The sequence below is a fragment of the Oceanispirochaeta crateris genome (genome assembly GCF_008329965.1).
GTDB lineage: Bacteria > Spirochaetota > Spirochaetia > DSM-2461 > DSM-2461 > Oceanispirochaeta > Oceanispirochaeta crateris.
This window is the reverse complement of the sequence record NZ_CP036150.1, coordinates 2,674,981-2,700,137: the sequence shown is the minus strand read 5'-3', so window position 1 is coordinate 2,700,137 and position 25,157 is coordinate 2,674,981. Positions and strand designations below refer to the sequence as shown.

The following is a 25,157-nucleotide window of genomic DNA, read 5'->3' as shown; positions in this document are numbered from 1 at the left end:
ATATGGTTTTTTACTTATACAAGAACTAGGCATAAGGTCTGTTTTCACAAGAGGTGGGCAGCTCGGTTCTATGTTAATAGGACATGAATTCTATGGATATTTTTTTTAATACCCTAGGTATTCCCGAATCTTTAGAATAAAAAACGGGCCGTATTGTTCCAGCTTTGTTTCACCCACTCCTGATACTCTTAGAAAGCTGCTGTTGTCTGTAGGCTTGAGGGCGCTCATCTCCCTCATGGTTTTATCTGAAAATATTACATAGGGAGGGACTCGTCTTTTTCTGGCCAGCTCCATCCTCAGCTCTTTTAATTGGTCAAAGAGAGATTCATCATACTTCCCGCTTTTGGCAAATAGATCTTCTTCCGGAGAGGGAAGGGCAGGAAGGGTATCTTCTCGTTTTAGGATGTAGAAGGATTCCTTTCCAAATAAAATCCTCTTGCCTTTTTCTGTAATGATCAAGGCATTGTAGGATTCTCCATCCTGAAAGACCGCCTCTTGGCTGATGAGTTCCTCTACAATGCCCCGCCACCATTTCTTACTCTTATCCCGGCCGACACCGTATGTCTTGATCTTCTCATGGCCCATCCGACGGATCTTTTCCGTGTCGGCGCCAAGAACAATATCAATGATATGGGTCAGGCCAAAGCGTTCTTCTGTTCTCATAACCGCAGAGAGAATTTTCTGAGCATCCACTGAGGCGTTGATCTTTTCCAGTTCGCCGGTGCAGATATCACAGAATCCGCAATCATCGGCGGCACTTTCGTTAAAGTATTCCAATATCTGTTTACGCCTGCACACATTCACTGCGGCAAATCGGGCCATCCTGCTCAAATTGGCCTTGGCTTTTTTCTGTTCTTCAGGATCTGACATCTGATCTATGAAGTACTGCTGTTTGACAAGGTCTCCCGCTGAATATAGGAGGAGGCAATGGGATTCCAGGCCGTCCCGCCCGGCACGTCCTGTTTCCTGGTAATAGCCCTCCATGCTTTTAGGAAGGTCACCATGGATTACAAAGCGGATGTTGGACTTGTCTATTCCCATTCCAAAGGCAATGGTGGCACATATAACCTGGACGTCATCATTGTTGAATTTATCCTGATTGGTTTCCCGGAGCTTTTGGGACAACCCCGCGTGGTAGGGGAGAGCCTTGATCCCCTTTGTGTTGAGGTGAGCAGCTGTCTTCTCAACATCTTTCCGGCTGGTTCGGTACACAATGCCTGCCTGGCCTTCGTGATCTTTGATGAATTCGGTGATTTGGGGCAGAACTTTTTCTTTCCGGTCTACACGGTAAAAGAGTTCCTTCCTATTAAAAGAAGCCCTCACCAGGTAGGGGCTGGAGAGGTGCAGAATCCGGATGATATCGTCCTGTACTTTTTGGGTCGCTGTTGCAGTAAAGGCGGCAATGGGTATCCCGGGGAAAGCATCTCTGATGCGGGCCAGGCTGAGGTAGTCGGGCCTGAAGTCATGACCCCATTCGGAGAGGCAGTGCGCTTCATCCACAGCGAAAAAACGGATGGGCAGTTGTTTCAGTTTTTCAAGGTATCCTTCCAGGGCCAGCCGCTCTGGAGAAATGTAGAGGAGTTTGATCTCTCCGCTATACAGTCTGGAATACACAGAAGCCGCCTCGGCAGCCTTGAGAGTGCTGTTGATAAATGCAGCTGGAATTCCTGTCTCCAGGGCGGCATCTACCTGGTCTTTCATCAAGGCAATGAGAGGACTGATCACAAGGGTCACCCCTTCTAAACAGAGCGCCGGAATCTGATAACAGATGGACTTTCCTCCCCCTGTCGGCATGGAGGCAAAGACATCTTTTCCCTCCAGGACAGCATCGATGATCTCTCTTTGATTGGGGCGGAAGGAGTCATAACCAAACTGGATTTGTAGAATCTTTAAAGGGTCTGTCATCATGGCTATCTTACAGGCTTATGGGAGGCTCTGTACAGCACGGGGAATCTCATAAGCCGGTCATGAGATTTCATCCGATTCTCATCTTATTTTAATAATCTTCCTCCAGAGTATAAATGTTGTATCAAGCCATCAGGTTCTCCCTGTTTCCTTTGGCAAATGATATAACCGGGAGTTGCCAGCCATGACCATTACAGAACAGCCAGATGTAATCTTTCAGGTAGAAAGCCAGTATCGAAACTCAGGATTTACAGTTGCCAGACTCTTATCCAGTCAGTTTTATGTGGAGGAAGATCTTCCTATACAGGATTTGGTGACTCTTTTTAATGAGAAAGGATCTGAGGTAAATGCTGTTGGAGTCGTCTCCGGGGAAAATGAGTTTAAAGGCATTATTATCCGTAAAGAGCTGATGAAGTTGATCAGTCGCCCCTTCGGGATTGATGTTTTAAAGAAAAAACCGGTTTCTAAAGTAACTATTTCCCCTGGAATCTTTCATCTTAAAACAGCTCTTCAGACGGTCAGTGAGGAGTTGAAGCATGATATGAAACTGCAAAAAGAGAGTTTCTATGCCGTTCTGGATAATCATGATCGCTTTGCAGGCATTTTTTCTACCAGGGATCTTCTGATTCATATGTCGGATCAGAACCGGATGGATATGAACTTGGCCAGGGATGTTCAAAACAGCATGGTAAAAAACAGGCATAATGTTTTGGCTTTTGGACTGGAAGTCGCTTCCTCTTTTACTCCGGCACAGGGGGTGGGAGGAGATTTTTATCTCACAAGAAAAATCTCCGGGAGTGAATGGGTCATTATCCTTTGTGATGTTTCAGGAAAAGGAGTAGCCGCATCCATTGTTACTGCTATGCTGTACGGGATCACCAGAACTTATGATTTTGGTAAAGGGATTAAGACTTTTGTCCGTGATCTGAATGAGATGATTTTTGATACCTTTCGTGGTGACAGGTTTCTTACGGGAATCTTCATGATATTCAATGAGGATACGGGGAAGGTCACCATTCTGGACATGGGGCATTCCTATCTCAATTTGATAAGAAACGGAAAGTTAGTTCTATTGAATTCAGAGATGGAAAATCTTCCCATCGGAATAACAGATGACCTTACACCCAAGGCGGGACGTTTACTGCTCAAGCATGGTGATATTATTCTTACTGTGACTGATGGACTGGTGGAACAAAAGGACAGTTTTGGTGAATGCTATGATATTTCCCGCATGTATGACTTGATCCGCCTGAATAGTGATTGTTCCCTGGAAGAGATCAGAGATACAATCCTTCAGGATTTTGAATCATTCAGGCAAGATACTCCCTATCATGATGATATGACTTTCCTACTGATCCGTCACCCACATCCTGAAGAGGAATAACTGGTCAGGAATACTCCCGCTTCACTGCAATTGTATTTCCCTTTTGAGAAATGACGACTCCCTTATTCCAGAATTCAACCGCTGCAAACAGTGCATTTCCACCATCTTCATCCTTACTGTCGGAGGTTCTGTAGGACAGGTAGTTGATCAGAGTTTCAAAATCTCTCTCATCGTAGGCTTTCATTTTCCGCCTATAAAAATCATTCCAGTGCTGGATGTTCTTAAAACCGTTTCCTTCATCTTGTAGAATTATATGGGCATGAGTCTTTGAAAAGGAAAACCATATCTTAATTTTTTTATTCGGATCATTTTTATTCCCATGTCTGACACCGTTTTTAATGATCTCGCTTATTTGCTGTTCCAGCAGATTTATTTCTTTTATCTCCGGAGGAGCTTTCTGTAAGATCAGTTGGCTGAGCCGTCTCACTCTGCGGAGGTCCAAATTGAATTCTTTTGAATACATGCCATCGGAATTCATCAAAATATGATTATCGTCTTGAATAATCCCGATTCTTTGACCCGGTAAAACGGCTTCGATTTTTTCATCCACTTGTATCCGAACAGATCCTTTGGCTTCTTCAAGAGTCTTGGTTATATCGAGGAAGCCATTGAGCTTTGTGAAGGAAATAACAGATTCTACGGGTTTCGTTAAACTGCACAGACACATGGTTCCCCCTTTCTTTCTCAAGGTAGTAAACAGGGATATCAGTACACCTATACCACTTGAATCGATGTACTCAAGGCCTTTGCAATTTAGAATTATCCTTTTGAAGCCATCTGTGAGAGCTTCTTTTATTTGCTCTCTGACACTCTGGGATGTGTAAAGATCCATTTCACCATTCAAATGATAGATGGCGGCATTGCCCGATATCTCTTTGCTTACAACCATGGTTGTTTTTCCTTTTCTAGGCGCTGTTTTGGTCGAGTGTGACGAAGGCTTGTGAGGAAATGATGAGTTGAGGGTTAATTGTCTAAAATTTATATAAGAACACGTAATTTAAGCAGTCATTAGGAGGCCGGCTCTTCAGAATGAATCATTTTGTTGTAAAAATCCCTGTTAATGGGAAATCGCATCAGGATAAATATCCCTGTGATGTAAAATAGAGCCGGTAGGGGACCGCAAATGAGTTGAATTCCCTTTATGGCTTCGGGTGTTTGCACAACATCAGGTTTATAGTGAAACAGACTCAGTATCCATCCATTCAGGGCTAGCGCAAGGGCTTGTCCCAATTTGCTCGTGAAAGTCCATAGACCAGAGAAGACACCCTCTCGACGGAGGCCATTATTTTCAATGGCATCGTATTCTACAACATCGGGGAGGATGGAGTGGGGCATGATGTAATGGGTGGAAAGGCCTATCCCCGCGAATCCCATAATCAAAATGGCAGATGAAACAGGCCAAAATCCTCCGCTGAATGAGAAAAGAAGGACAGCTACAGTTAAAATAAGCATTCCAATGTTGTAACAGTTCTTTTTGCTTATTCTGCGTGAGATTCGGGCCCATATGGGGATGAAAAGGAGACTTACTGACAAAAGAGCAACCAGGGCAAGTTGAAAAGATGCTTCGTCTTTAAAAATATATTTAAAATAATACACCATGGCCCCCTGGATCATACTTGTACCAGCTATGAAGAGAGTCCAGGGGATTAGTACCAGTAGAAAGACCTTAAAACTGAGTGCTTCCAGGTATGTTTTAAAGAATCCATGGCCTTTGACTTCTTCTTTTTTATGCTGAGGCTCCCGAATTGCCCAGACAGTGATAAAGGCCGTTCCCATCATAATCCCTCCCAGAATGGAAGCCATGATGGTCCAACCTGTTTGTTCATTGGGAAAAAGATTCACTAGAGGCATGACTGCCGCCGCTCCTACAAAAGTCCCAATCACGGCAAAACACATACGATAAGCCGTTAAAAGAGTCTTTTCGTCATAATCTCTTGTCAGTTCCGGAAGGAGCGCCGTATAGGGAATATTCACCAGGGTGTACGCTGTATTCAAGAGGCAGAAATAGAGGGTGGTTAGGATAAATAAGTCCATTTGGTTCTGCCCGGGAGAGATCGAGAAGAGGAGATACATGGCCAGGAGTGATATTATCGCCCCCACGAAAATATATGGACGCCGCCGTCCCCAGGGACTGATTGTCCTGTCTGAAGCATAGCCTGTCACAGGGTCTGTCACCGCATCCCATACCTTACCAATCATAAGAGTCGTTCCCGCCAGTGCTGCAGAAAGACCCAATACGTCAGTCAGAAAATACAGGAGGTAAAAACCGATAAACGTAAAGAACAGGTTCCCTCCGAGGTCACCTATTCCAAAGCCAAGCTTAACCCGCATATTCACTTTGACATGGGGGGCTCTCATACTAGCTCATTCAAATTTATTAGAGTCATTTTATTTCCCTTATTTTTCAACGATTGGCTGAGTATGCATACCATCGATTTCTGAGAGCTGCCTCTGACTCAGTGCGACCCCTTTGACAAGGCCCTTCATTTTTATGGTCATAGCCGCTGCGGCTTCCAGTACTTCCAGGCGGTCGAAAGCCTGAAGCAGGGTTGTTCCAATTGTTAAAACACCGTGGTTTTCGAGAAGAGCTGCGACAGCCCCATCAGATAAGGCCTCAGATACATTGTTTCCTAAGCCTTCAGTACCCATCAGGGCATAGGGAACAAATATGGGATCTTTCAGGAGGTAGCGTGCTTCGGCAAGCAGATCTGTCCGGATAGTAGGGGTTTCTGTCGCTGTCATCAGACTGGCATTCAGGGGATGGGCATGAACAACCGCAGAGATATCTTTTCTGCTTCGTAGTATTTTGAGATGCATATCCGTTTCTATGCTGGGCCTGAGAGCTGGAGTCAGGTTCTCACCATCAAGAGTCATGAGGGCAATCTGTCTGAAATTTATGATTCCCTTGTCTAGAGCGGCGGGTGTTATCAATACATGGTGGTCATCGACTCTGAAACTTATATTGCCTCCCGAGCAAGTGGTCAGTCCCTGGCGGTAAAGGCGGCGCATTGTGGAGGCAACGGCCTCCCTTTGTTTTTGATATCTCATAATTGAATTATACAGTTCTTTTCCTGTGTTTTTCTAGAGTTGATTCTAAAAATTGACATTCCAAAAAATCCGTGTAAAACTGAAGAAAACGATTAGCCAAACGATTGCGTTTGAATTTGAGAGGTCTTTGCGATTTTGAAGAGGATCACAATGAAGGATGTTGCCCAGTCTGTGGGGGTGTCTGTCACAACCGTTTCACATGCCTTGAATGGCACCCGATTTGTCGATCAGGCAACGAAGAATCGAGTGCTCAAATGCGTGCAGGAGCTGGGATATGTCCCTAACATTCTGGCACAAAGCCTCAAGGGGAAGGGCACGAAAACAATCGGTATCATTGTTTCTGATATTAGCGAAACTTTTTTTTCTGAAATTGTAAAATCAATTGAAAAGACCGCCGGAGAAGAAGGGTATAACATTATGCTCTGCGATTCCGAAGGAAGCAGTGAGAAAGAAGATCTTTACATCCATTTACTCCTGCAAAAGGGCGCCGATGGATTGATCATCGCCCCTGTGGATCAATACAAAGAGTTTCAGTGGGAGAATCAAACATCCAAACCCTATGTTCAGATAGATCGAAAAATACAAAAAGCGAAGGGCTCTTTTATTGGTATCGATAATGCAGGTTCGGCTCAAAGAGCGGTTGAAATTCTCATAGAGAATGGATGTCAAAAAATAGGTTTCATAGGGTACAAAGATCTGTTTTATACGATGGGAGAGCGTCGCAGGGGATATTTGAATGCTCTTGAATCGGCAGGTCTCCCCCCCTATCAATTTATATCAGAACACCGGGGAGAATCTCTTGATTCCCTTGCCGTGTGGATGCGGCAGGTTTGTCCAGATGGCCTTTTATGCACGAATGAAGTCCTCTCATACTATGCATTATTGGCTGCAGAAGAGAATAAGGTGGATGTTCCTCAAGACCTTAAAATTATCGGATATGACGATGCACGCTGGCTGAGCCTGTTGAAAACACCACTGACAGTGCTGCGTCAGCCAACTGAAGAAATAGGCCGATCGGCTATTCAGAAGATCATAGAATTGATTGGAGGGACATGTCCTGAAGGGCGGAAAGATATCATTCATAACTGGGAAATGGTCGTGCGGGAATCGTGCGGAAGTCAGAATAAAAAATAGAATATCACAATAGAAGGAGGGGGATATGATTGTCAGTTTAGGTGAAGCGTTGATCGATTTTGTCAGCCAGAAGGATCTGGAGTTTATAGGATTTCCAGGGGGGTCGCCTTACAATACCTCTGTCGCCATCGCTAGGATGGGCATTCCCTGTCAGTATCTGGGTCGTGTCAGTACCGACTTATTTGGAAATCAGCTGATGGAGTATTTGGAAAAAAACGGAGTGGGGACAAAGCTTGTGATCCGTACCGATGAATCGTCAACTCTGTCATTTGTGCAGAAACAAAAGGATGGCCAGGCAAAATATGCCTTTTTTGCCAATCAGACCGCGGATAAATCCTGGCGTGAAGAAGAGTTGGGTCAGATATCCCTTCCCGGAGACACAAAAATCATTCATTTCGGGTCTATTTCTCTCTCTCAGGAACCCTGCGGTAGGGTTCTCAGTGATTTCTTAATTACCAGTTGTTCATCTTATCTTCTTTCCTTTGATCCAAACATTAGACCTTCTTTGGTTCCGGATAGAGATGTGTATTTGAAACGGTTTGAGAATCTTTGCAAGGTTTGCACAGTTGTAAAACTGAGTGATGAAGACATTCAATGGCTTTATCCCGATCTGAGTCTGGAGGATGGTATTTTGAGAATTCTTTCTTTTGGTGCGGCTCTTGTGGCTCTAACCGAGGGGAAAAAAGGGGCTAGTTTGATAACAAAGACCCATCGGGTTCTTTCTCCTCTCTTTGATCTTCCCGTGGCGGATACTATTGGTGCAGGAGATACTTTTCATGGAGCCATGTTGAGCTGGCTTCACCTTCGGGAGCTTTTTTCCAAAGATCAAATATCAGCCATAAGTGAAAAAGAACTATCCGAGTTGGGAGCTTTTGCAAATAAAGCTGCCGGTATAAACTGCAGCCGCAGTGGGGCTAATCCTCCCAGCCGTGATGATATGGAGAGCATTCAATTCTGATTTTGGGAGACGGAAGGCCTTCCTTTTGAATCTTTTTTCTTCCCACCAGGGATACTCCCGTTTATACTCTCAATATGAATAGTGAAACGGTCATCATCCAGATTATTATTGCCCTGGTCCAGCAAACCGGGTTGAATATTATTGTCGCCCTTTTATTGTCCCGGCTGGGCATGTTTACCCGGATTATCCGTAATCGGAATCATGAGCTTAAGGATGTTCTGTTTCCCATTCTTGTTCTGGGAATATTGGGTACCCTGGGTACCTATACGGGGATTCCGATTCAGGGTGCTCTTGCCAATGCCAGGATGGTTCCTGTTTTTGTCGGAGGGTTGCTAGGTGGTCCTGTTGTCGGCATCTTTGCCGGTTTAATTGCAGGAATTCACCGCTGGGGCATTGATGTGGGTGGTTTTACCGCTGTGTCCTGTATGGTTTCAACCATTGCCGAAGGAGCTTTGGCAGGTTTTCTGAGTCCCTATTTTTATAGGTCTTCCCGGAAGCCTCTTTTTGCCCTGTGGACTGCGGCCATTGCCGAAGTCATGCAGATGATCCTGATTTTGATCACAGCCAGGCCTTTTCCCGATGCTGTTAACCTGGTCAAGGTCATCAGTATGCCTATGATTATTGCCAACGCGATCGGCTGTTCCCTCATCATTCTGGTTTTTGAAAACTTATTCAGTGAGGGAGAGAGGATGGCTGCCCGTCAGTCTCATCAGGTTCTTAAGATTGCGGATCAAACCTTGGCCCTTTTCAGAAGAGGGCTGAATCCTGAAACAGCAACGGCTGCTGCGGAGATTATCCGTAAGGAGATGTCACTGATTGCCGTCTCCTTTACTGACCGTGACAGAATCCTTGTACATTCAGGAGCCGGGGATGATCATCATAATTCCTCACAGTCCATGTTGACCCGGATTACCAAGGAAGCCATGAGAAGCGGTTTGCTAATGACTGCCGGTACTGCCGATGAGATTGGCTGTTTTCATCCGGAATGTGCTCTCAAATCTGCTGTTATTGCTCCTCTTCTTAGAGATGATGAATGTATAGGGACGCTTAAGCTGTATAAGGGGCAGGAAAATGCCATTAATCAGGCAGACATTGAAACGGCAAGAGGGCTGGCAACTCTCATATCTTCACAGTTGGAATTAAGCCGGCTGGAAGAACAGAAGAAGCTCCTCCGTCAGGCTCAAATGCTGGCTCTCCAGGCTCAGATAAATCCTCACTTCCTTTTTAATGCCATCAATACAATTGTTTCTCTTATTCGTACAGACCCCGAGAAAGGCCGTGAACTCCTTGTACATTTGGGAACATTTTACAGAAACAATTTGCAGGCAGGGGATACTTCGGTCTCTCTTGAAACTGAAATTAAACATATAAAAGCCTATTTGGAAATAGAGAAAGCCCGTTTTGGAGACCGGTTGAATGTTGTGTATGATATACAGCCCGGCCTGAAACTGGATCTTCCTCCTCTTCTACTGCAGCCACTGGTGGAGAATGCCGTGATTCATGGTATTCAGCCCTTTCCCGATGGCGGAACTGTCACCATCCGGGCTATGGATGCCGAAGGGGGGACTTTTCTGATGGTTCATGATAATGGACAGGGATTTAAATGTGATGAGTTTTGTGATGATCCAGAAGATGCAAAGTGTAAATCCATTGGAATTGATAATATCAGGCAAAGGCTTCTCAATTTATATGGTCCGTCCTCAACACTCCATCTCATATGCAAGCAGGGAGAAGGTACAACCGCTTCTATCTTTATTCCTTCAGGGGTCTCCTCATGATCCGGGTTTTGGTTGTGGATGATGAAAAACCGGCCCGTGATGAGTTGTGCTGGTTATTGGAAAAAAACAGGGACATTAAGGTTGTCGCCGAAGCTGAGAACGGAATGAAGGCTCTTGAATACCTCAAAGATGAAGAAGTCGATCTTATCCTTCTTGATATTCAGATGCCTGGATTGACAGGTTTAGAGACAGCCCGTCAGATTCTGTCACATCCTCCCTACCCCCAAATCATTTTTGTGACAGCCTATGATCAGTTTGCCATTGAAGCCTTTGATGTGAACGCCCTGGACTATCTTTTAAAGCCTATTGAGGAAGAACGTTTAACCCGGGGGTTGAACAGGGCTCGTAACCGCTTGATGAAACAGGATGAACTTGTCGGATTGGGACAAAGGATTATGAATCTGGTCAGCTCTGAGAAACAGGCTGGCCCTGGTGATCTTCGAAAACTGACAGTTTATTCTGACGGGCGGTTTATTCCCATAGACTTTGACAACATTGTCATGTTAACAGCCGAAGAGAAGCATTCCCTTATCTATACTACAAAAGGGTCCTATTCCTATCGGAAGTCTCTGAGTCAGTTGGAGGAGCTCGTCACTGATGACGCTCTTTTTAAGTGTCATAGAAGCTATACGGTTAATTTGAATTACATTGAGGCCGTGGAACCCTGGTTTAACAATGCCTATTTGATCAAGTTAAAATATGTGGATGACCGGATTCCTGTCAGCCGCTCCCACACGGCCGCATTGAAAGAAATCCTTCACATGGACTGATTTTCTGCTTTTTTTACCATTCGTTCCCGATTTCTTACCATTCGTTCCAAAAACCAACACCGAATTCCCTTCTCATCCCTAAAGTATGCCTCATTATGTCATATCCAAAGGAGTCTTTATGATCAGTTTTTTAGTTTGTCTGGCCGCCCTTGTTGTCGGCTATTTTGTCTATGGTAAGATAGTCGAAACTATCTTCGGGATTGAACCCGATAGAAAAACCCCTGCTTACACCATGCAGGATGGAGTCGACTTCGTACCCATTAAACCCTGGAGAATATTTCTCATTCAGGTCTTGAACATTGCGGGACTCGGTCCAATCTATGGTGCCATTATGGGAGCCCTTTTTGGAACCGCTTCTTTTTTGTGGATTGTTTTTGGGTGCATTTTCGCCGGAGCAGTACATGACTTCTTCTCTGGAATGATGAGTGTCCGCCATGACGGTAAGAGTATTTCCGAGATCACTGGTATTTACCTCGGTAACGGGATGAGACAGGTCATGAGAGTTTTCTCTGTGATTTTACTCCTCCTTGTGGGAACCGTATTTATGGCAGGTCCCGCCGGTCTTCTCGCCAATTTGGGCATGACTGGAATCTTTGCGAACAAGTGGTTCTGGCTCACGATTATTCTGGTTTACTACTTTGTAGCTACCATCCTCCCCATTGATAAGATTATCGCAAGAATTTACCCCGTTTTCGGTGTCGTCCTTTTGGTCATGGCATTGGGTGTGGGAATCATGCTCGTATTCGGTGAACATAGCATTCCTGAAATTAGTCTGACCAATATGCATCCCAAAGGCCTTTCTTTCTTCCCCATGCTGTTTATTACCATTGCCTGTGGTGCCATCAGCGGTTTTCATGCCACCCAGTCTCCTATTATGGCACGCTGTCTTCCCAACGAAAAAATGGGACGTCCCATTTTCTATGGTGCCATGATTGCCGAAGGTGTTATTGCTCTTGTATGGGCCGCCGCTTCTGTTACTTTTTTCGGTGGTATTGATGGACTGGCAGGTGTTATCGGCCAGGGTGGTGCCGGTCTTGTTGTCAAAGAGATCTCTGTGGGTCTCTTGGGAACCGTCGGCGGAATGCTGGCTATGCTCGGTGTTGTGGCTTGTCCTATCAGTTCTGGTGATACGGCTTTCAGATCTGCACGTCTTACGATTGCAGACTCAATGAATATGAAACAGGATGGGATTAAGAACAGGCTTATTATTGCCGTTCCTCTGTTAACCCTGGGGTTTGTTCTGAACTTCATTGATTTCTCCATCATCTGGAGATACTTTGCATGGTCCAACCAGACTCTGGCCACCATTGTTCTGTGGGCTTCTGCCGTCTATCTGTTTAGAAGCAAGAAGCTTCACTGGATCGCCACTATTCCTGCAACCTTTATGTCTGCTGTAGTGACGACCTATATCCTTCAGGCTCCAGAAGGATTTCAACTACCGGCTACTATTTCTCAGCCTATAGGGATCGTTGTTGCCGTCATTCTTTTAGGCGTCTTTATCGTCAAAACACAAAAAATAAAGACTGCCGGAGATCCTGAACCAGCATAACACTTCTCTTCTGTAAGAATTCCTACCGGAGGCACTCAAAATGCCTCCGGTTTTTTCGGTAAAATCAGTCATACCATTGGATTTTTCTGGTCAGAAACATCGTTATTGCCAAGGCTGCAAAGAGGCCTGCCGTACCCATCAAAAGGGCATAATCCTCAGATTTTAAAACAAAGAAGAGGTATCCGTACCCGGCAGCCATGACAGGTATCAGAGTCAGTCCCTTCCATCCGATGCCTGCGATAGTTAATGTATATAATGAGAGTAATGCTGTCACCGATAATGAGGCTATGAGGTAGGATGGTGAAAACCCTGTGTGTTCCGAGAGAGAAAGCAGTATCAGGTAGAATAAAATATTACCGAAGCCTGCCAATAAATACTGAATGGGGTGAATCCTGACCTTGCTGATCAATTCAAAAAGAAAGAAGGTTAAAAAAGGAATGGTTAGGAAGAGAATGCCGTAATCCACAGTCCTTCTGGTCTTGCTGTATGAGTCAAGCTCAGGGTAATAGGTTAAGCCAAAGGCAGTCTCTCTCATCTTTTGAAAAATTGAAGCATCCGATTCCATCCAGGTTTCAGGAATGCCGCGGCTCAATGAATGGAGTTCCCATTCTGCGGAGAACCCTGTCTCTGTGATGGATTGTTCTCCAGGGAGATAGTAGCCCTGAAAGGAAGGAGAACCCCAGTCGGACTCCAGCAAAACCTTTGTAACTCCCCCTAGAGGTAAGAACTCTAAGGAAGTCCCCCCTTGAATCTGCTGATTGAATCTGAAGGGATAGATTCGGCTAATATTTTGAATCTCTCCCGACCCAATATCTACCGGGACTTTCAGAGCCGCATTATAGAATGATTGAGCATTATCCCCCGGTTCGAAATCAATTTCTCTGCCACCCCAGAGAAGAGGTTCTGTCTTTTTCATCCCTTTTAACTGATGGTAACTGAACTGGAGATAGGCTTGATCCCACAGGAGGTTTGCGGGATTGTAGTGTTTATAAAGAGCTTCCAGAGAGAATTCTCCACTACTGTTCAGATCCAGAGTGAACACCGGAATTTCGAATATCCCTCTGTATTTCATTTCATTCCGACTGTGTATTTCCATGTCCAGGCTCCGGGGAAGCAAATAGACATTCTCAATGTACTCTTCGGTCCTATGAGATTTTCCTCCTTCTTCCAAAAACTCTCTCTCTATGCGTCGGGGTATGACTAGAACGGGGCCGCCCAGGGCACTTCTCCCTCCCCAGGAAGACACCACATCTTCCCGGGCTTCCATCTTCCTGGATTCTCTTTCCCAGATGAGATCTTTGATCATTCCCAGGGGGATGAGGAATAGGAATATCATTATTATAATGAAAATTACCTTGAAACCGAAGGACGGGCTCCCAGAGCGTCCTAAATGCAACAGCGGGGACTTCCAATCCTGCCTTGAAATGTCTTTGTTCTTAATGTCTTTCATTTTTTTTCTCCATTGAGTTTTCTTGGTATTGAGGCTCTGCAATGCCTGGGTTAAAGGTAGTATGCCTCTTGCTTCCGGCAGAATGAGGGCACAAATGTGGCAGAATTGAGGCAATTGGAATCCTCTCAGTGAAACCCTGGTAAAAGCTGTGATACACTTCACATCATGGCAAGGATAGCAATCGTAGATGATGAAGAAAGTTTGAGAGAAACATTGACCTTCGCTCTTGAAAAGGACGGGCATTCTGTTTTGGCTTTTGCAGATGGTGAACAGGCTTGGAGGGGATTCGGACATGAAAGACCTGACCTGATGATCCTGGATATTATGATGCCCAGGATGGATGGTCTGGAGCTGTGCCGGAGAATCAGGCAGGTCGATGAAAGGATTCCCCTTATCTTTCTTTCTTCCCGGGATGAAGAGTTTGACCGTATACTCGGGCTTGAGATTGGTGGGGACGATTATCTGTGCAAGCCCTTTTCTTTGCGGGAGCTTTGTACGAGGGTGAAGGTCCTGTTGCGTAGAGAGAGGAATACAAGACTGGACAACTCTCCAAATCAAGAGTTGCTCCGGTCTAAGGAAATAGAGGTTCATTTAAAAATATGCAGCGATAGTTACAGGGCCTGGTGGAAGGGAGATTTGCTGCCTCTTTCAATCAGTGAGTTCCGCATCCTTTTAGAACTAACAGAGGTCCCGGGAGCCGTCCGGTCCCGGGAGCAGCTGATACAAGCCGCATTCCCCCTGGATAATTATGTGAGTGACCGGTCCATTGACAGCCATATCAAGAGGCTTCGGAAAAAAATTACCCAAGTGGATGAAGGTTTTGACAGGATCGAAACTGTCTATGGCCTGGGGTATCGTTTCAGGGAGAAGATCTGATGTCTAAGCTGACTCTTCGACTTTTGGTTTTTAACATCCTACTGGTTTTTTTCCCCATAGGCATGTTCCTTTACCTGGATACATATGAAAAACAGCTTTTAACAGGCATGGAAAATTCCATGGTGCAGCAGGGCCGTCTGATTTCGGCTTCTTTGAGGAATTCAGAAAATCTTGAAGAGGATGCCCTGAGGCTTCTCAGGAATCTGGAAGGTCATCAGGATGCCCGTATCAGGATTGTTGATGAAACAGGGCATATTCTGGCCGATTCAAGTTCTCCCTTTTTGTTGCCGTCGCAGAGGGAGGAGGGGATGGCAACAGTCAGTAAGATCAGCAACCGGGATAGTTCCCTTTATGAAGAACTCCCTTCATCCTTGAGAGACCATTGGCTTTATAAAACTGCGGTTTATCCCTTGAATCTTCTTAAAAGGTTTATTTCCGCCCCTGCTGTGCCCCTGGCATCTGCCGAGTATTACAGTTCTTCGACACAACTTCTCGGTCCTGAAATCAAGGCGGCACTTCAGGGGCAATACGGAGCCTATACCCGCTATTCCGGAGGGGGGCAGAGGTCTGTGAATCTTTATTCGGCCCTGCCTGTCTTTGCTTCCTCCGGGGTGTGTGGAGCCGTGCTTGTTTCCCGCTCAACCTACCGTATTCTGACAGATCTGTATAAGCTTCGCCTGGACATGGTGCGAGTCTTCTTTCTTTCTCTTTTTGTGGCGGGGGGGCTTTCTCTTGTTCTGGCCCGGACCATTACTATTCCTGTTAAGAAACTGAGAGATCAGGCTGAGAGTTTCCTGGATCACCGGGGCCGTATCAAGGGGAGTTTCCTGTCATTGAAAAACAAGGATGAGATTGGCGATCTCTCCCGTTCCTTAGATGGTATTTCCCAAAGGTTGGAAGAGTATGTCAGCTTCATGGATGGTTTTTCCTCAGACCTTTCTCATGAACTCAAGAATCCTGTAGCGTCCATTCTGAATGCGGCAGAACTCAGCCGGGATGCTGAGGCATATGACCGGGATAAATTGACCGGAATCATTGAGAAGGAAGCCGGACGGATTCAAAGGCTGATTGATGATTTGAGAAATATAAGTCAAATTGACTTGCAAATTGGTGAGGAATCAAGAGTCACTTTGGATGTAGAGAGACTGGTTTGCGAGTTAATCGATATGAAAAATACCCGTGGCAATCGCTTTCTCTTTGAAAGGGTCCCTCCCAAGGATGGGATTGTCCATATTCGTGCTTCAGAAGCCAGAATAGTTCAGTGCCTTGTGAATCTGATGGACAATGCAGAAAGCTTCTCCCCCATGAATGAGACAATCCTGGTCCGTATGGAAGTTTCGGACCTGAATGTTATTCTCTCCGTCTTGGATAGAGGTCCCGGCATCCCTGAGGGGAATTTACCTCTGTTGTATAAACGTTTCTTCTCAGACCGCTTTGAAGGTGATAAGAAAAATCATTCCGGTTTGGGTCTTTCCATTGTTCAGTCTATAATGAAAGCTTACGGCGGTTCCGTGTCTTGCAGAAATCGAACAGGAGGTGGAGCTGTCTTTTCTTTAACTTTTCAAAGGAGTTTCTAATGGATTTTTTTCAAGACAGAAAGAATGTGGACGAGTACATCGGCATGATTGGAGATGATGACGGCCGGGAACTGGTCGAACTCTTGAGAACAGAACTTCCTGACGGGGCGTCCGTTCTTGAATTGGGAATGGGACCGGGCAGGGATCTGAATCTTTTAAAGAATACATTTAAGGCCTGTGGTTCTGATTCTTCAACTGTATTTCTGGACCTGTACAGGGAGAAACATCCAGAGAGTGATTTGTTAAAACTGGATGTCCGAACATTGGAAACAGACAGAACCTTTGATGCTCTTTATTCGAATAAGGTCCTCCATCATTTAAAGAAGGACGAGTTGATTCAGTCAGTACACCGTCAGACTGAGATTTTGAATTCGGGAGGAATCATCTGTCACTCCTTTTGGAGAGGAACCACACATGAGACAATGGAAGGCTTATTCTTTCAGTATTATCTGGAAAATGAAATCAATGACCTTTTCGGTACCCTGTTTGATATTCTGCATCTTAAAGTATATAAGGAATTTGAACATGAGGATTCCATTCTTCTTCTGGCCAGGCTAAAAAGCTGATATATGATTGCTTTGTCTATCTCAAATTGAAATATATTGGGTCCGCAAGGTGAGTTCAATCTTCTAAGGAGTCAAACTTTTCAAGGTAAGACAGAGCATAATCTACTGCCTGGTCGGCATGAATCTCCGTGGTGTCATATAGTTTTATTGGAGTCTCTTGCTGTTTCACCAGCTGGCCTATCTCTGTACAGCCCAGGATGACCGCTTCAGCGCCCCTTTGAGCCAGATTTTCCATGATTCTGTAGAACTCCCGGGCTGACTCGTTTGTTGTTTTACCGAGGCAAAGCTCCTCATATATAATTCTATGAACTGTATTTCGTTCCTCTTGACCGGGAATCAAAACATCCAGTCCAAATTCTTTTTCCAATCGTCCTTTGTAAAAGTCCTGTTCCATGGTGAAGGCTGTTCCTAAGAGTCCGACACAGGATATTCCATCCTGGATAAGAGTTTCAGCTGTTGCATCTGCAATGTGTAATAGAGGTATGGATATGGCTTTTTCAATTCCCGGGGCAACCTTATGCATTGTATTTGTGCAGATTAAAAGGAACTCAGCTCCTGCCGCTTCAATGGACCGGGCGGCATTGATCAAAACTGCCTCGGTTCCTGCCCAGTCACCACTATGCTGGAGCTTTTCAATAGGGGCAAAGTCGACACTGTAGAGTATGATTTCCGCAGAATGAAGTCCTCCTCGTTTTTTTTTGATTCCTTCGTTAATTCTGCGATAATAGTCTTGGGTGCTTTCCCAGCTCATTCCGCCAAGCAATCCAATTTTTCTCATGACAGACCTCCCCGTTGATTCTCAATTATATATTAAATTTGGATGTGGGGTCTTCTAAAAAGAACAGGGGAATCCATTTTAGATTACAACACTCTTTATTTCAAACTCAGAGAAGCTTGCTACCCAAAGGAAGTTCCTTGTCGGGTTTGCAAAGAATTACGTCCCCATTGCTATCGTAAAATCCAGTCACCAGGCACTCCGACCTCATGGGACCAATTTGTTTTACAGGAAAGTTGATGACCGCAAGAACCTGTTTTCCTACCAGCTCTTCAGGAGTATAGTGGACAGTGATCTGAGCGCTAGACTTTTTCAGGCCTATCTCTTCTCCAAAATCCAGCAGTAGTTTATAGGCTGGTTTTCGTGCTTCCGGGAAGGGTTCGGTCTTGATTATCCTTCCGATTCTGAGCTCTACTTGAGTAAAATCGTCCCAACTGATCTCTTTCATAGACAATGTATCTCCTTGAGAGCCTCTTCGCATTGTTCTGGATCAATGAAATGTATGGGGTGAATTCCCTTTTTCGATGCTGCCTCCACATTCTGTTTCAAATCATCTATAAAGGCTGTTTCTTCAGGGTTCAGAGAGAACTCTTTTAGTAGGTGTTCATAAATTTCAGGTTCAGGCTTTATCATGCCTACCCTGCAGGAGGCTACTATTCCGTCAAACATGTTAAAAAAATCATGGGTCGCCAGCAGATAATCCATGGAATTATGATGCATATTGGAAAGGATATAGAGCTTATGACCTCTTTCCTTAACCTTTTTTATGATAGCAATAGTTTGACTGTTTGGTTCTAGGAATGGAGGAACATCTTCCATCATCTTTTTCAGTTTTTCATAGGGTAAAGCTGTTCTTTGTGCTGCATTCTGCAGAGCAGATTCTTCATCCAGTGTTCCCTTGTCCATGGCTTCCCAATCTGGATGGGATAAAAACTGCTCTTTTACAATCTTTTGATCTGATTTTCCAGAAAATGTTCGGGCAATCAGTTCGTCCGGATTCCAATGCAGAACCACCCCGCCTAGGTCAAATACAATATTCAATCTGATCCTCCTTATGAGATGGATTGTTTTCCACAAATCTCGTCAATGGCTAATTTGAACACCGTGACACCGTTTACAGCTTCAGTTGGGTAGCTGAAATCTTCTTTTTCAGAATATTGGCTCATTATAATGCTCAATGCTTTCACCTTTTGTTCTGGGGATTCAATAAACTCTACCTGGCCGCTGCCAATTATACTTTGAAAATTCATTGACCATTGACAGGGGTCCTTACCCTCCACAAGGGATGTATCCCATTCTACTTCAAAACAAGCACGGGGATTCTTATGAAGTATATTAATTTTTCGTCCCTCATTGGCAGAGTGAAAATACAAGGTGTTCTGACTGTAACCATAGTTCAGGGGGATCACGTAGGGGGTATCTCCATCTATCATGGCCAGCCGGCATATTCTGGCTGTTTTCAGTATCGAGTCTATTTCAACCCTGTCAGTAATTTCTTTTTCCTTGCGTCGCATTGCACCCCCTTTAGTTTCAAATCAGTTTAGCGGCTTTTTTTGAGTTATTCTATATGATAATCATTTTGAGAAAGGGAAATCATTTTTTAGAGAAAAAAGTACTTCTTCTACTTCTGAGCCCATCACCGTTTTTCTAAAATATTTGACAAAGGTCATGCCGTTTTTTTCGGCCACTCTTATGGATGGGATATTGTCCTTTGTCGTGTAGGCATAGAGGGCATGGAGTCCCAGGTTTTGGAATCCAAAACGGATGCAGGCTTCAGCCGCTTCTGTTGCGTATCCATGCTGACAGTAATCTTTCCTTATGTGATATCCTAGTTCAGGAAGCTCTTCTCCCTCAATGTTCTGCATTGTAATGCCGCAGTCTCCTAAAAAAATCTGATTTCTTTTGAGTATCACGGCCCATAGTCCGTATCCATAATCGGAGTAATTTTTCTTATTCCATTCAATCCAGGAACGCACCTGGTCTCTTCTGAAGGTGGCAGGGTAATGCTGCATTAATTCATGATCACAAAGAACATTGCACAGATCATCCATATCACTTAGCTTCAGGTTTCTTAACAGGAGTCTGTCTGTTTCAATAACGACTCTCATCTCTTCCTCTCTATCATGGGCACCATTTTCAAGATGGCTCTTCTTAAAGTATTATACAGTTTATTTTTGAAGCCTGCATCTTTTACCTCAATTGGGTTAAGATCAGCGTTTTCTACGGGAGCATTTAGACAGCCCCACTCAGCGCAATGGGATAGGGTTTCCTGATGACTCCTGGCGGTCAATAGTTTAATATAATATCATTGGGAAGGAAGAGACCGGGAGGCTTTTGATCGCATCCGTTTTCTGAAGGTAGTTATATATTTATGGTTGAATTAGTAAGTCTGGACAGATTCCTGGAGCTGAGAGAGTCTTTAAATATTGTGGATGTTCGATCTCCGGTGGAATATGATCATGCTCACATTCCGGAAAGCTTTAATATCCCCCTTTTTTCGAATGAACAAAGAGCCGAAATAGGGTGGACCTACAAGCATAAGGGGCAGGATGTGGCTATTCTGCTGGGTGAATCTTTTGCTGAGCCGAAAATTCCAACCTACCTGGAACAGGTTAAAATTCTTGCACGCCATAAAAAAATCCTCCTCCTTTGTGCCAGGGGGGGTTAAGAAGCCAGAGATTCGCTTCTCTCCTTGATAATGACGGATATACGGTTTACAGGTTGGACCAGGGGTATAAGGGATATCGAAGGGGTGCTCAGTTTCTTTTTGGACAAACTCTTCCTCTGCTCATCCTCGGTGGAATGACTGGCAGTGGAAAGACAGAGATTCTAAAATGCCTCTCAGAAATGGGAGAACAGGTCTTGGATCTTGAAGGCCTTGCTCATCATAAAGGTTCGGCCTTTGGATCATTGGGAATGGGGAGACAACCTTCGACGGAACAGTTCGAAAATGATCTTTCTGAAAAGATCAGGAAGTTTTCGCATTCCCGGAGGATCTGGGTAGAAGACGAGAGCCTCAGCATCGGCAAAATATTCCTTCCGCTTCCTTTTTTTGAGCAGATGAAAAGGGCTCCTCTCGTTCGGGTAGAGATGGATCGTCAAAATAGAATCGACAGGCTGAGTCGTGATTATGGACATGAAAGTAAATCTCTCCTTGAGGAGTCCATTCGTAAAATCAGTAAAAGACTGGGGTCGGAGAGTGCCTTTAAATCTATAGAGGCTTTGCAGTCCGGGGATCTTTCGGGCGCAGTCTCTCTTATTTTAGATTATTATGATAAGAGTTATGAGTACGATCGTAAACTAAAAAACCGTTCCGTTCTCTGTCGCTACTTTTCCCCCGATGGATCGCCTCAAAGGGCTGCAGAAGCTATTTTAGAATTGTTGGAAAAGTCTCAGGACTCTTGATCTTCATTCCTGGACTGCATCTGGTTGAATATCACCTTCTTGTTGATACTACTGCACAGGGGAGCTGCGATCACATAAGACAAAACCAGGGATGAAAAGATGCCTGCTAGCCCAAATACTCTTGAAGCATACAAAGCCAATGGTATATAGAGTCCAAACATCTGAGCCAAGGTCAGCAAGGCTGAATGGATGGGCTTTTTAAGCACATTCAGAGTTGTTACGGCAATGAGCATGATGCCCTGGAGTCCATATGCCAAAGGCACAATTTTCATATAGAGGACCGCTACGGCAATCACCTTTGGATCATCATTCACCAGGCGGATAATGGGTTTGGCTGCGATGAGGAGGATGAGATAGACCACCATTCCATAAATTAAAGAAAACAGATCGGCTACTTTCAAACCCTTGACCACTCTGTCTTTGAACCCGGCTCCCCAGTTCTGACCTACAAATACGGGGATGATAGAAATCATGGCATTGATGATGATCAAAGCAAACATATCCAGTCTGGTGGCTATCCCGAAACCGGCCACGGCTTCCCTTCCAAAAGATGCGATCATTCCTGTGATGATTCCAGAGCTTAGGGGGATGATGATTTTAGAGAGTGTGGTGGGGATTCCTACATGGAGAATCTCCTTCCAAACATTCAAGATAATTCTGACGGAACCATCACGGATTGAAATCACTTTTTCTCTGAAAATGAGGATATACCAGGCCACAGTGAAGGTCACAGTCCTGGCTAATACAGTGGCCAGGGCGGCTCCGGTGACTCCCAGTTCCGGGAATGGTCCTATTCCAAAGATGAGCAGAGGATCTAATACTGTGTTTATGGTGGCTGCAATGAGCATCACCCTGGAGGGGGTCTTGGTATCCCCCATTCCCCGAATGGCCGAGTTTCCCGTCATAGGGATAACTACGAAGGCGACTCCCCAGTACCAGACACTCATATATTCCCTTATCACAACCAGTGTTTCCGCATCGGCACCCAGCAGGGTAAATACCGGATCAATTGTCAATTGTCCAATAATAACAAAAAAGAAAACAACCATGAAGGAGAGCCCCATCCCCCAGGTGATCAACCGGGTCTGTTTTTGCCTGTCCTGCTCTCCCACTGCCCGTGATACGGCAGCTGTCATACCGACTCCCAAACCGTGGGCCACACTGCTGATGGTCAGGACAACCGGAAAGGTGAAGGAGAGTGCGGCTAATTGAACTGTACCAAGTTTCCCAACAAAATAGGTGTCTACCAGATTGAATATGATCATCCCCAGAATCCCCATGGTCATGGGCCGGGTCAACCTGACTAGAACGAGTCCCTCCTTGTCAGATGTGATCATTTTCATATTCTTGTTCATCAACTATTTCTCCACGGCCAATCTGGGCAACTATCACATTTCGCACATTTGCGAAGCAACGTCTTAATATACTTTATTCAGGATATTAAACTGATTTTCTGTTTTGTGCCATTGAACTTGGAAAAACCATCTTCCTGCTTTATGCTGGTACTATGAATCGCTTTATAAAATTACTTATTATTCTATTGTCCATTGGCTTCCCGGCTCTCAGTGCCGGTGAAGGTTCTTCAGAATCTATTATGAGAGACAGCTTGTCCTTAAATGATCAAGAATTCCCTATCAAGGCTGTGACCCTCTATACGGCTGGTCTTGCTCAGATTGTCCATGAAACCGAGGTTGATGGAAATCAGGTTCTTGCTTTTCCTGTGGAGCATAAAGACCTCAATGATATTCTGAAATCACTAACAGTGGAGGACCTGGATGGCGGGATCGTAGATTCTGTGAATTTTACCAGTGAAAATCCTCTGTCTGCCACTCTTTCAGAACTCAGGGTCAATCCATCGGGATCTCCCGGGATCATAGAGTTCCTCAAAAGAACGCAAGGAGAAGAAATCTCGGTTGTGACCGATAAGGGCAGTTTCTCAGGACGGATCTTCAGTGTGGAAGAAAGCAGAAATGCAGAAGGTTCCAGACGGATAAACTTAAACCTGATGAATCAGGATGGACTGAGTACAGTGAATATTCTGGAATTGAGGAATTTGAGTTTCAAGGATACTCTCCTGCAGGAAGAGCTTCTGGATGCCCTGGGGGATATAGCCCAGGCTCGCGTCAAGACCTCCCGTATGCTCAAAATCTCACTAAAAGGGACAGGAACCCGGATTGTCCGCCTGAGTTATATAAAGGCTGTTCCCTTATGGAAAACCAGTTATCGAATCATTGTGGATGAAGAAAATAATCCCCGCCTGGAAGGTTGGGCTCTGGTTCAGAACACCGGGAATGAAGATTGGACCAATGTGAAACTGAGCTTTGTGGCAGGTCAGCCCAATGCTTTTATCATGGACATGGCGACTCCCCGTTATGTTTATAGGGAAACGGTAGACATCGCTTCAGCCAGCCCCATCGGAGCCGTAGAATATGACAGTGGAGTTGTCCCTAATCGCTCTTCTTCACAACTGAGTTCCAAATCATCTGCACCGGTCATGATGTATGAAGAGTCAGAACTCATGGACGATTCATATTATGGCGTGAATGAATCCTATGCTCCTGTTCCCATCGTCTCTCAGGCCGGGGGAGAGCGTATCGGTAATTTTTATAGATATACCGTGGATTCTCCTGTGACTGTCGAAGCTCTCTCTTCCGCCATGATTCCCATACTCAGTTCGCCCGATGTGGGAAGCTCTTTGGTTCTCTACGACCCGGCCCAGGGAGGAGTTGTCTTCAAGGCGCTTCGTTTGGAGAATAAGAGTGATGCCCATTGGGCCGCCGGACCCGTTTCTGTTTCTGAAGGGAGGAGCTATGCCGGTGATGCCCTCATTCCCGATATGATACCCGGCTCAAGCCGTTATATCAGTTATGCTTTGCACGGATCTGTGGACGTTCAAAAAATTCAGGAACCTCAGCCTCAAAGAATCGTATCGCTGAAAATAAGCGACGGTATGATGCATCGTCAGGATAAGATGGAAAGAAAGACGGCATATTACATACAGGGAGAGGAAGAAGAGCTGATTCTTATCCATCCCAAAGAGACCGGGTGGAATCTGACTGAGCATCCCGAGATAGATGAGGAAACGTCTTCTGATTACAGATTCACATTGAAAGATTGGGGTGATAAACCGGTCATTGTCAGTGAGGAATATCTCCTATCTTCTGAGTACAGCTTGAGTAATTTTGGACTCACTGACTTTTCCTATTACCTGGAGTGGGCCGATGTGACACCTGCCATGAAAAATGCTCTTGAAAGAATGGCCGAGCTTAAAAGATCAGAAGTGCGTATAAAAGAAGATTCTGCAGCTCTGACCGCCAGAATCGGCCGTTTAGAAAGAGATCAGAGCCGTGTCAGAGATAATATGGCAGTCCTTGAATATGACTCAGACCTGTTTAAGAAATATTCTGGTCAATTAGAAGCCCAGGAAAAAGACATCCAGAATTTGAACAGACAGGTGGAAGAGAAAGAACAGGAGCTCCTTAAGGCCCGCAGTGATCTGGCCCGATTTATCGGATCATTGGAATTGAACTAACTTCCAATAGCTTTCGGCCGCCAGCTTTTTGGACGAGTCATCGATCCAGGCGCTGCGGCCTCTCCTTGAAAAGAAGAAGAAGAGTTCTCCCTCCTGAATCAGCCAGATTTGGGGGTTCCCTCCTATCTTATGCCTGTCAGATAGACCGTTAGCGCAATACCCCCCAAAACGGGGGGCATATTTTTCTGGATTGGAAGCAAAGAGGCTCCTATTCTCATCTGTAGAAAAGTACCAGGTGGCTCCTTTCCATTCGAGGCTGTATTTGCTGCTTCCCTTGCGGGCGTCACTTTCAAGAAAATAACTTACCGGATCATAGCCTTTAATGGCTGTATTATTCCTATCCGTATTTATCTCTCCGGCTGTTAACGCAGCGGAAATGGCTGTCCCAAGGATTGCCATCAGGAGTATCCTTCTTAGTTTTAGTATCTTCTGTTTCATTTACACAAGTTT

General features: G+C 45.0%; 24 protein-coding genes. 12 read left to right on the top strand and 12 right to left on the bottom strand.

Annotated elements, in window-relative coordinates:
• Nucleotides 1–105: 105 nt before the first annotated feature.
• Entirely contained in the window at nucleotides 106–1,908 is a 1,803-nt protein-coding gene (recQ, locus tag EXM22_RS12220) for a DNA helicase RecQ (protein ID WP_246157016.1), read from the bottom strand.
• 181 nt (nucleotides 1,909–2,089) lie between these two features.
• Between recQ and EXM22_RS12215 the strand changes: the two genes are divergently transcribed.
• Nucleotides 2,090–3,289, top strand: a complete 1,200-nt coding sequence (locus EXM22_RS12215) for a SpoIIE family protein phosphatase (RefSeq protein WP_149486796.1) — start codon at nucleotides 2,090–2,092, stop codon at nucleotides 3,287–3,289.
• A 4-nt stretch (nucleotides 3,290–3,293) separates the two neighbouring features.
• On the opposite strand, the gene EXM22_RS12210 is transcribed toward EXM22_RS12215, so the two are convergent.
• From EXM22_RS12210 to EXM22_RS12200, 3 genes are all read right to left on the bottom strand, one after another.
• Entirely contained in the window at nucleotides 3,294–4,178 is an 885-nt protein-coding gene (locus tag EXM22_RS12210; RefSeq protein ID WP_149486795.1) for an anti-sigma factor antagonist, read from the bottom strand.
• A gap of 119 nt (nucleotides 4,179–4,297) precedes the next feature.
• Nucleotides 4,298–5,647, bottom strand: a complete 1,350-nt coding sequence (locus tag EXM22_RS12205) for an MFS transporter (RefSeq protein ID WP_246157015.1) — start codon at nucleotides 5,645–5,647, stop codon at nucleotides 4,298–4,300.
• 39 nt (nucleotides 5,648–5,686) lie between these two features.
• On the bottom strand, nucleotides 5,687–6,337 hold the full coding sequence (locus EXM22_RS12200) for a class II aldolase/adducin family protein (protein ID WP_149486794.1): 651 nt from the start codon (nucleotides 6,335–6,337) through the stop codon (nucleotides 5,687–5,689).
• A gap of 150 nt (nucleotides 6,338–6,487) precedes the next feature.
• Here EXM22_RS12200 and EXM22_RS12195 point away from each other — a divergent pair, with 150 nt between their 5' ends.
• The 5 genes from EXM22_RS12195 to EXM22_RS12175 all read left to right on the top strand — a co-directional run bounded on the left by EXM22_RS12195 (nucleotide 6,488) and on the right by EXM22_RS12175 (nucleotide 12,526).
• On the top strand, nucleotides 6,488–7,471 hold the full coding sequence (locus tag EXM22_RS12195) for a LacI family DNA-binding transcriptional regulator (RefSeq protein WP_149486793.1): 984 nt from the start codon (nucleotides 6,488–6,490) through the stop codon (nucleotides 7,469–7,471).
• A gap of 25 nt (nucleotides 7,472–7,496) precedes the next feature.
• Nucleotides 7,497–8,429, top strand: coding sequence for a carbohydrate kinase family protein (locus EXM22_RS12190; RefSeq protein WP_149486792.1), 933 nt, complete (start codon nucleotides 7,497–7,499; stop codon nucleotides 8,427–8,429).
• A 74-nt stretch (nucleotides 8,430–8,503) separates the two neighbouring features.
• Nucleotides 8,504–10,207: a LytS/YhcK type 5TM receptor domain-containing protein gene (locus tag EXM22_RS12185; protein ID WP_149486791.1), complete on the top strand. Its 1,704-nt coding sequence runs from the start codon at nucleotides 8,504–8,506 to the stop codon at nucleotides 10,205–10,207.
• The gene (locus tag EXM22_RS12180; protein ID WP_168203481.1) at nucleotides 10,204–10,977 is read left to right on the top strand and encodes a LytR/AlgR family response regulator transcription factor; all 774 of its coding nucleotides are present in this window, start codon (nucleotides 10,204–10,206) and stop codon (nucleotides 10,975–10,977) included. Before EXM22_RS12185 ends, EXM22_RS12180 begins: the two co-directional genes overlap by 4 nt.
• Nucleotides 10,978–11,095: 118 nt before the next feature.
• Nucleotides 11,096–12,526: a carbon starvation CstA family protein gene (locus EXM22_RS12175; RefSeq protein ID WP_149486789.1), complete on the top strand. Its 1,431-nt coding sequence runs from the start codon at nucleotides 11,096–11,098 to the stop codon at nucleotides 12,524–12,526.
• 64 nt (nucleotides 12,527–12,590) lie between these two features.
• Here EXM22_RS12175 and creD read toward each other — a convergent pair whose 3' ends face one another.
• Nucleotides 12,591–13,976, bottom strand: a complete 1,386-nt coding sequence (gene creD / locus EXM22_RS12170; RefSeq protein ID WP_168203480.1) for a cell envelope integrity protein CreD — start codon at nucleotides 13,974–13,976, stop codon at nucleotides 12,591–12,593.
• Between the two features lie 165 nt (nucleotides 13,977–14,141).
• Between creD and EXM22_RS12165 the strand changes: the two genes are divergently transcribed.
• The 3 genes from EXM22_RS12165 to EXM22_RS12155 are packed head-to-tail and all read left to right on the top strand — an operon-like array spanning nucleotide 14,142 to nucleotide 16,995.
• Entirely contained in the window at nucleotides 14,142–14,852 is a 711-nt protein-coding gene (locus EXM22_RS12165; protein ID WP_149486787.1) for a response regulator transcription factor, read from the top strand.
• Complete coding sequence (locus tag EXM22_RS12160) at nucleotides 14,852–16,429, top strand: sensor histidine kinase (protein WP_149486786.1); 1,578 nt, start codon at nucleotides 14,852–14,854, stop codon at nucleotides 16,427–16,429. The genes EXM22_RS12165 and EXM22_RS12160 overlap by 1 nt, the downstream gene beginning before the upstream one ends.
• Complete coding sequence (locus EXM22_RS12155; protein WP_149486785.1) at nucleotides 16,429–16,995, top strand: class I SAM-dependent methyltransferase; 567 nt, start codon at nucleotides 16,429–16,431, stop codon at nucleotides 16,993–16,995. The genes EXM22_RS12160 and EXM22_RS12155 overlap by 1 nt, the downstream gene beginning before the upstream one ends.
• A gap of 55 nt (nucleotides 16,996–17,050) precedes the next feature.
• Here the strand turns inward: EXM22_RS12155 and EXM22_RS12150 are convergent, their stop codons facing one another.
• From EXM22_RS12150 to EXM22_RS12130, 5 genes are all read right to left on the bottom strand, one after another.
• Entirely contained in the window at nucleotides 17,051–17,773 is a 723-nt protein-coding gene (locus tag EXM22_RS12150) for an aspartate/glutamate racemase family protein (protein ID WP_149486784.1), read from the bottom strand.
• Nucleotides 17,774–17,879: 106 nt separating this feature from the next.
• A complete protein-coding gene (locus EXM22_RS12145; RefSeq protein WP_149486783.1) occupies nucleotides 17,880–18,218 on the bottom strand; it encodes a tRNA-binding protein in 339 nt (112 codons plus the stop codon).
• The gene (locus tag EXM22_RS12140; RefSeq protein ID WP_149486782.1) at nucleotides 18,215–18,811 is read right to left on the bottom strand and encodes an HAD family hydrolase; all 597 of its coding nucleotides are present in this window, start codon (nucleotides 18,809–18,811) and stop codon (nucleotides 18,215–18,217) included. The genes EXM22_RS12145 and EXM22_RS12140 overlap by 4 nt, the downstream gene beginning before the upstream one ends.
• Nucleotides 18,812–18,822: 11 nt before the next feature.
• Nucleotides 18,823–19,284 carry a pyridoxamine 5'-phosphate oxidase family protein gene (locus EXM22_RS12135; protein WP_149486781.1) on the bottom strand — a complete coding sequence of 154 codons (462 nt, stop codon included), beginning with the start codon at nucleotides 19,282–19,284 and terminating at the stop codon, nucleotides 18,823–18,825.
• 60 nt (nucleotides 19,285–19,344) lie between these two features.
• On the bottom strand, nucleotides 19,345–19,878 hold the full coding sequence (locus EXM22_RS12130) for a GNAT family N-acetyltransferase (RefSeq protein ID WP_149486780.1): 534 nt from the start codon (nucleotides 19,876–19,878) through the stop codon (nucleotides 19,345–19,347).
• Between the two features lie 263 nt (nucleotides 19,879–20,141).
• Between EXM22_RS12130 and EXM22_RS12125 the strand changes: the two genes are divergently transcribed.
• Nucleotides 20,142–20,438: a rhodanese-like domain-containing protein gene (locus EXM22_RS12125; RefSeq protein WP_149486779.1), complete on the top strand. Its 297-nt coding sequence runs from the start codon at nucleotides 20,142–20,144 to the stop codon at nucleotides 20,436–20,438.
• Nucleotides 20,420–21,175 (top strand): tRNA 2-selenouridine(34) synthase MnmH, encoded by a 756-nt coding sequence (mnmH, locus tag EXM22_RS12120; protein ID WP_149486778.1) that lies wholly within the window; start codon nucleotides 20,420–20,422, stop codon nucleotides 21,173–21,175. Before EXM22_RS12125 ends, mnmH begins: the two co-directional genes overlap by 19 nt.
• Here the strand turns inward: mnmH and EXM22_RS12115 are convergent.
• Complete coding sequence (locus EXM22_RS12115; protein WP_149486777.1) at nucleotides 21,163–22,530, bottom strand: MATE family efflux transporter; 1,368 nt, start codon at nucleotides 22,528–22,530, stop codon at nucleotides 21,163–21,165. The two genes, mnmH and EXM22_RS12115, sit on opposite strands and share 13 nt — an antisense overlap.
• Nucleotides 22,531–22,682: 152 nt before the next feature.
• On the opposite strand from EXM22_RS12115, the gene EXM22_RS12110 reads away from it, so the two are divergent.
• Nucleotides 22,683–24,707 (top strand): hypothetical protein, encoded by a 2,025-nt coding sequence (locus EXM22_RS12110; RefSeq protein ID WP_149486776.1) that lies wholly within the window; start codon nucleotides 22,683–22,685, stop codon nucleotides 24,705–24,707.
• On the opposite strand, the gene EXM22_RS12105 is transcribed toward EXM22_RS12110, so the two are convergent.
• The gene (locus EXM22_RS12105) at nucleotides 24,690–25,145 is read right to left on the bottom strand and encodes a YHS domain-containing (seleno)protein (RefSeq protein ID WP_149486775.1); all 456 of its coding nucleotides are present in this window, start codon (nucleotides 25,143–25,145) and stop codon (nucleotides 24,690–24,692) included. The two genes, EXM22_RS12110 and EXM22_RS12105, sit on opposite strands and share 18 nt — an antisense overlap.
• Nucleotides 25,146–25,157: the final 12 nt, after the last annotated feature.

Excerpts from the sequence above, each read along its gene's own strand:
- recQ (WP_246157016.1), bottom strand. The coding sequence starts at position 1,908 with ATGATGACAGACCCTTTAAAGATTCTACAAATCCAGTTTGGTTATGAC.
- EXM22_RS12215 (WP_149486796.1), top strand. The coding sequence starts at position 2,090 with ATGACCATTACAGAACAGCCAGATGTAATCTTTCAGGTAGAAAGCCAG.
- EXM22_RS12210 (WP_149486795.1), bottom strand. The coding sequence starts at position 4,178 with ATGGTTGTAAGCAAAGAGATATCGGGCAATGCCGCCATCTATCATTTG.
- EXM22_RS12205 (WP_246157015.1), bottom strand. The coding sequence starts at position 5,647 with ATGAGAGCCCCCCATGTCAAAGTGAATATGCGGGTTAAGCTTGGCTTT.
- EXM22_RS12200 (WP_149486794.1), bottom strand. The coding sequence starts at position 6,337 with ATGAGATATCAAAAACAAAGGGAGGCCGTTGCCTCCACAATGCGCCGC.
- EXM22_RS12195 (WP_149486793.1), top strand. The coding sequence starts at position 6,488 with ATGAAGGATGTTGCCCAGTCTGTGGGGGTGTCTGTCACAACCGTTTCA.
- EXM22_RS12190 (WP_149486792.1), top strand. The coding sequence starts at position 7,497 with ATGATTGTCAGTTTAGGTGAAGCGTTGATCGATTTTGTCAGCCAGAAG.
- EXM22_RS12185 (WP_149486791.1), top strand. The coding sequence starts at position 8,504 with ATGAATAGTGAAACGGTCATCATCCAGATTATTATTGCCCTGGTCCAG.
- EXM22_RS12180 (WP_168203481.1), top strand. The coding sequence starts at position 10,204 with ATGATCCGGGTTTTGGTTGTGGATGATGAAAAACCGGCCCGTGATGAG.
- EXM22_RS12175 (WP_149486789.1), top strand. The coding sequence starts at position 11,096 with ATGATCAGTTTTTTAGTTTGTCTGGCCGCCCTTGTTGTCGGCTATTTT.
- creD (WP_168203480.1), bottom strand. The coding sequence starts at position 13,976 with ATGAAAGACATTAAGAACAAAGACATTTCAAGGCAGGATTGGAAGTCC.
- EXM22_RS12165 (WP_149486787.1), top strand. The coding sequence starts at position 14,142 with ATGGCAAGGATAGCAATCGTAGATGATGAAGAAAGTTTGAGAGAAACA.
- EXM22_RS12160 (WP_149486786.1), top strand. The coding sequence starts at position 14,852 with ATGTCTAAGCTGACTCTTCGACTTTTGGTTTTTAACATCCTACTGGTT.
- EXM22_RS12155 (WP_149486785.1), top strand. The coding sequence starts at position 16,429 with ATGGATTTTTTTCAAGACAGAAAGAATGTGGACGAGTACATCGGCATG.
- EXM22_RS12150 (WP_149486784.1), bottom strand. The coding sequence starts at position 17,773 with ATGAGAAAAATTGGATTGCTTGGCGGAATGAGCTGGGAAAGCACCCAA.
- EXM22_RS12145 (WP_149486783.1), bottom strand. The coding sequence starts at position 18,218 with ATGAAAGAGATCAGTTGGGACGATTTTACTCAAGTAGAGCTCAGAATC.
- EXM22_RS12135 (WP_149486781.1), bottom strand. The coding sequence starts at position 19,284 with ATGCGACGCAAGGAAAAAGAAATTACTGACAGGGTTGAAATAGACTCG.
- EXM22_RS12130 (WP_149486780.1), bottom strand. The coding sequence starts at position 19,878 with ATGAGAGTCGTTATTGAAACAGACAGACTCCTGTTAAGAAACCTGAAG.
- EXM22_RS12125 (WP_149486779.1), top strand. The coding sequence starts at position 20,142 with ATGGTTGAATTAGTAAGTCTGGACAGATTCCTGGAGCTGAGAGAGTCT.
- EXM22_RS12115 (WP_149486777.1), bottom strand. The coding sequence starts at position 22,530 with ATGAACAAGAATATGAAAATGATCACATCTGACAAGGAGGGACTCGTT.
- EXM22_RS12110 (WP_149486776.1), top strand. The coding sequence starts at position 22,683 with ATGAATCGCTTTATAAAATTACTTATTATTCTATTGTCCATTGGCTTC.
- EXM22_RS12105 (WP_149486775.1), bottom strand. The coding sequence starts at position 25,145 with ATGAAACAGAAGATACTAAAACTAAGAAGGATACTCCTGATGGCAATC.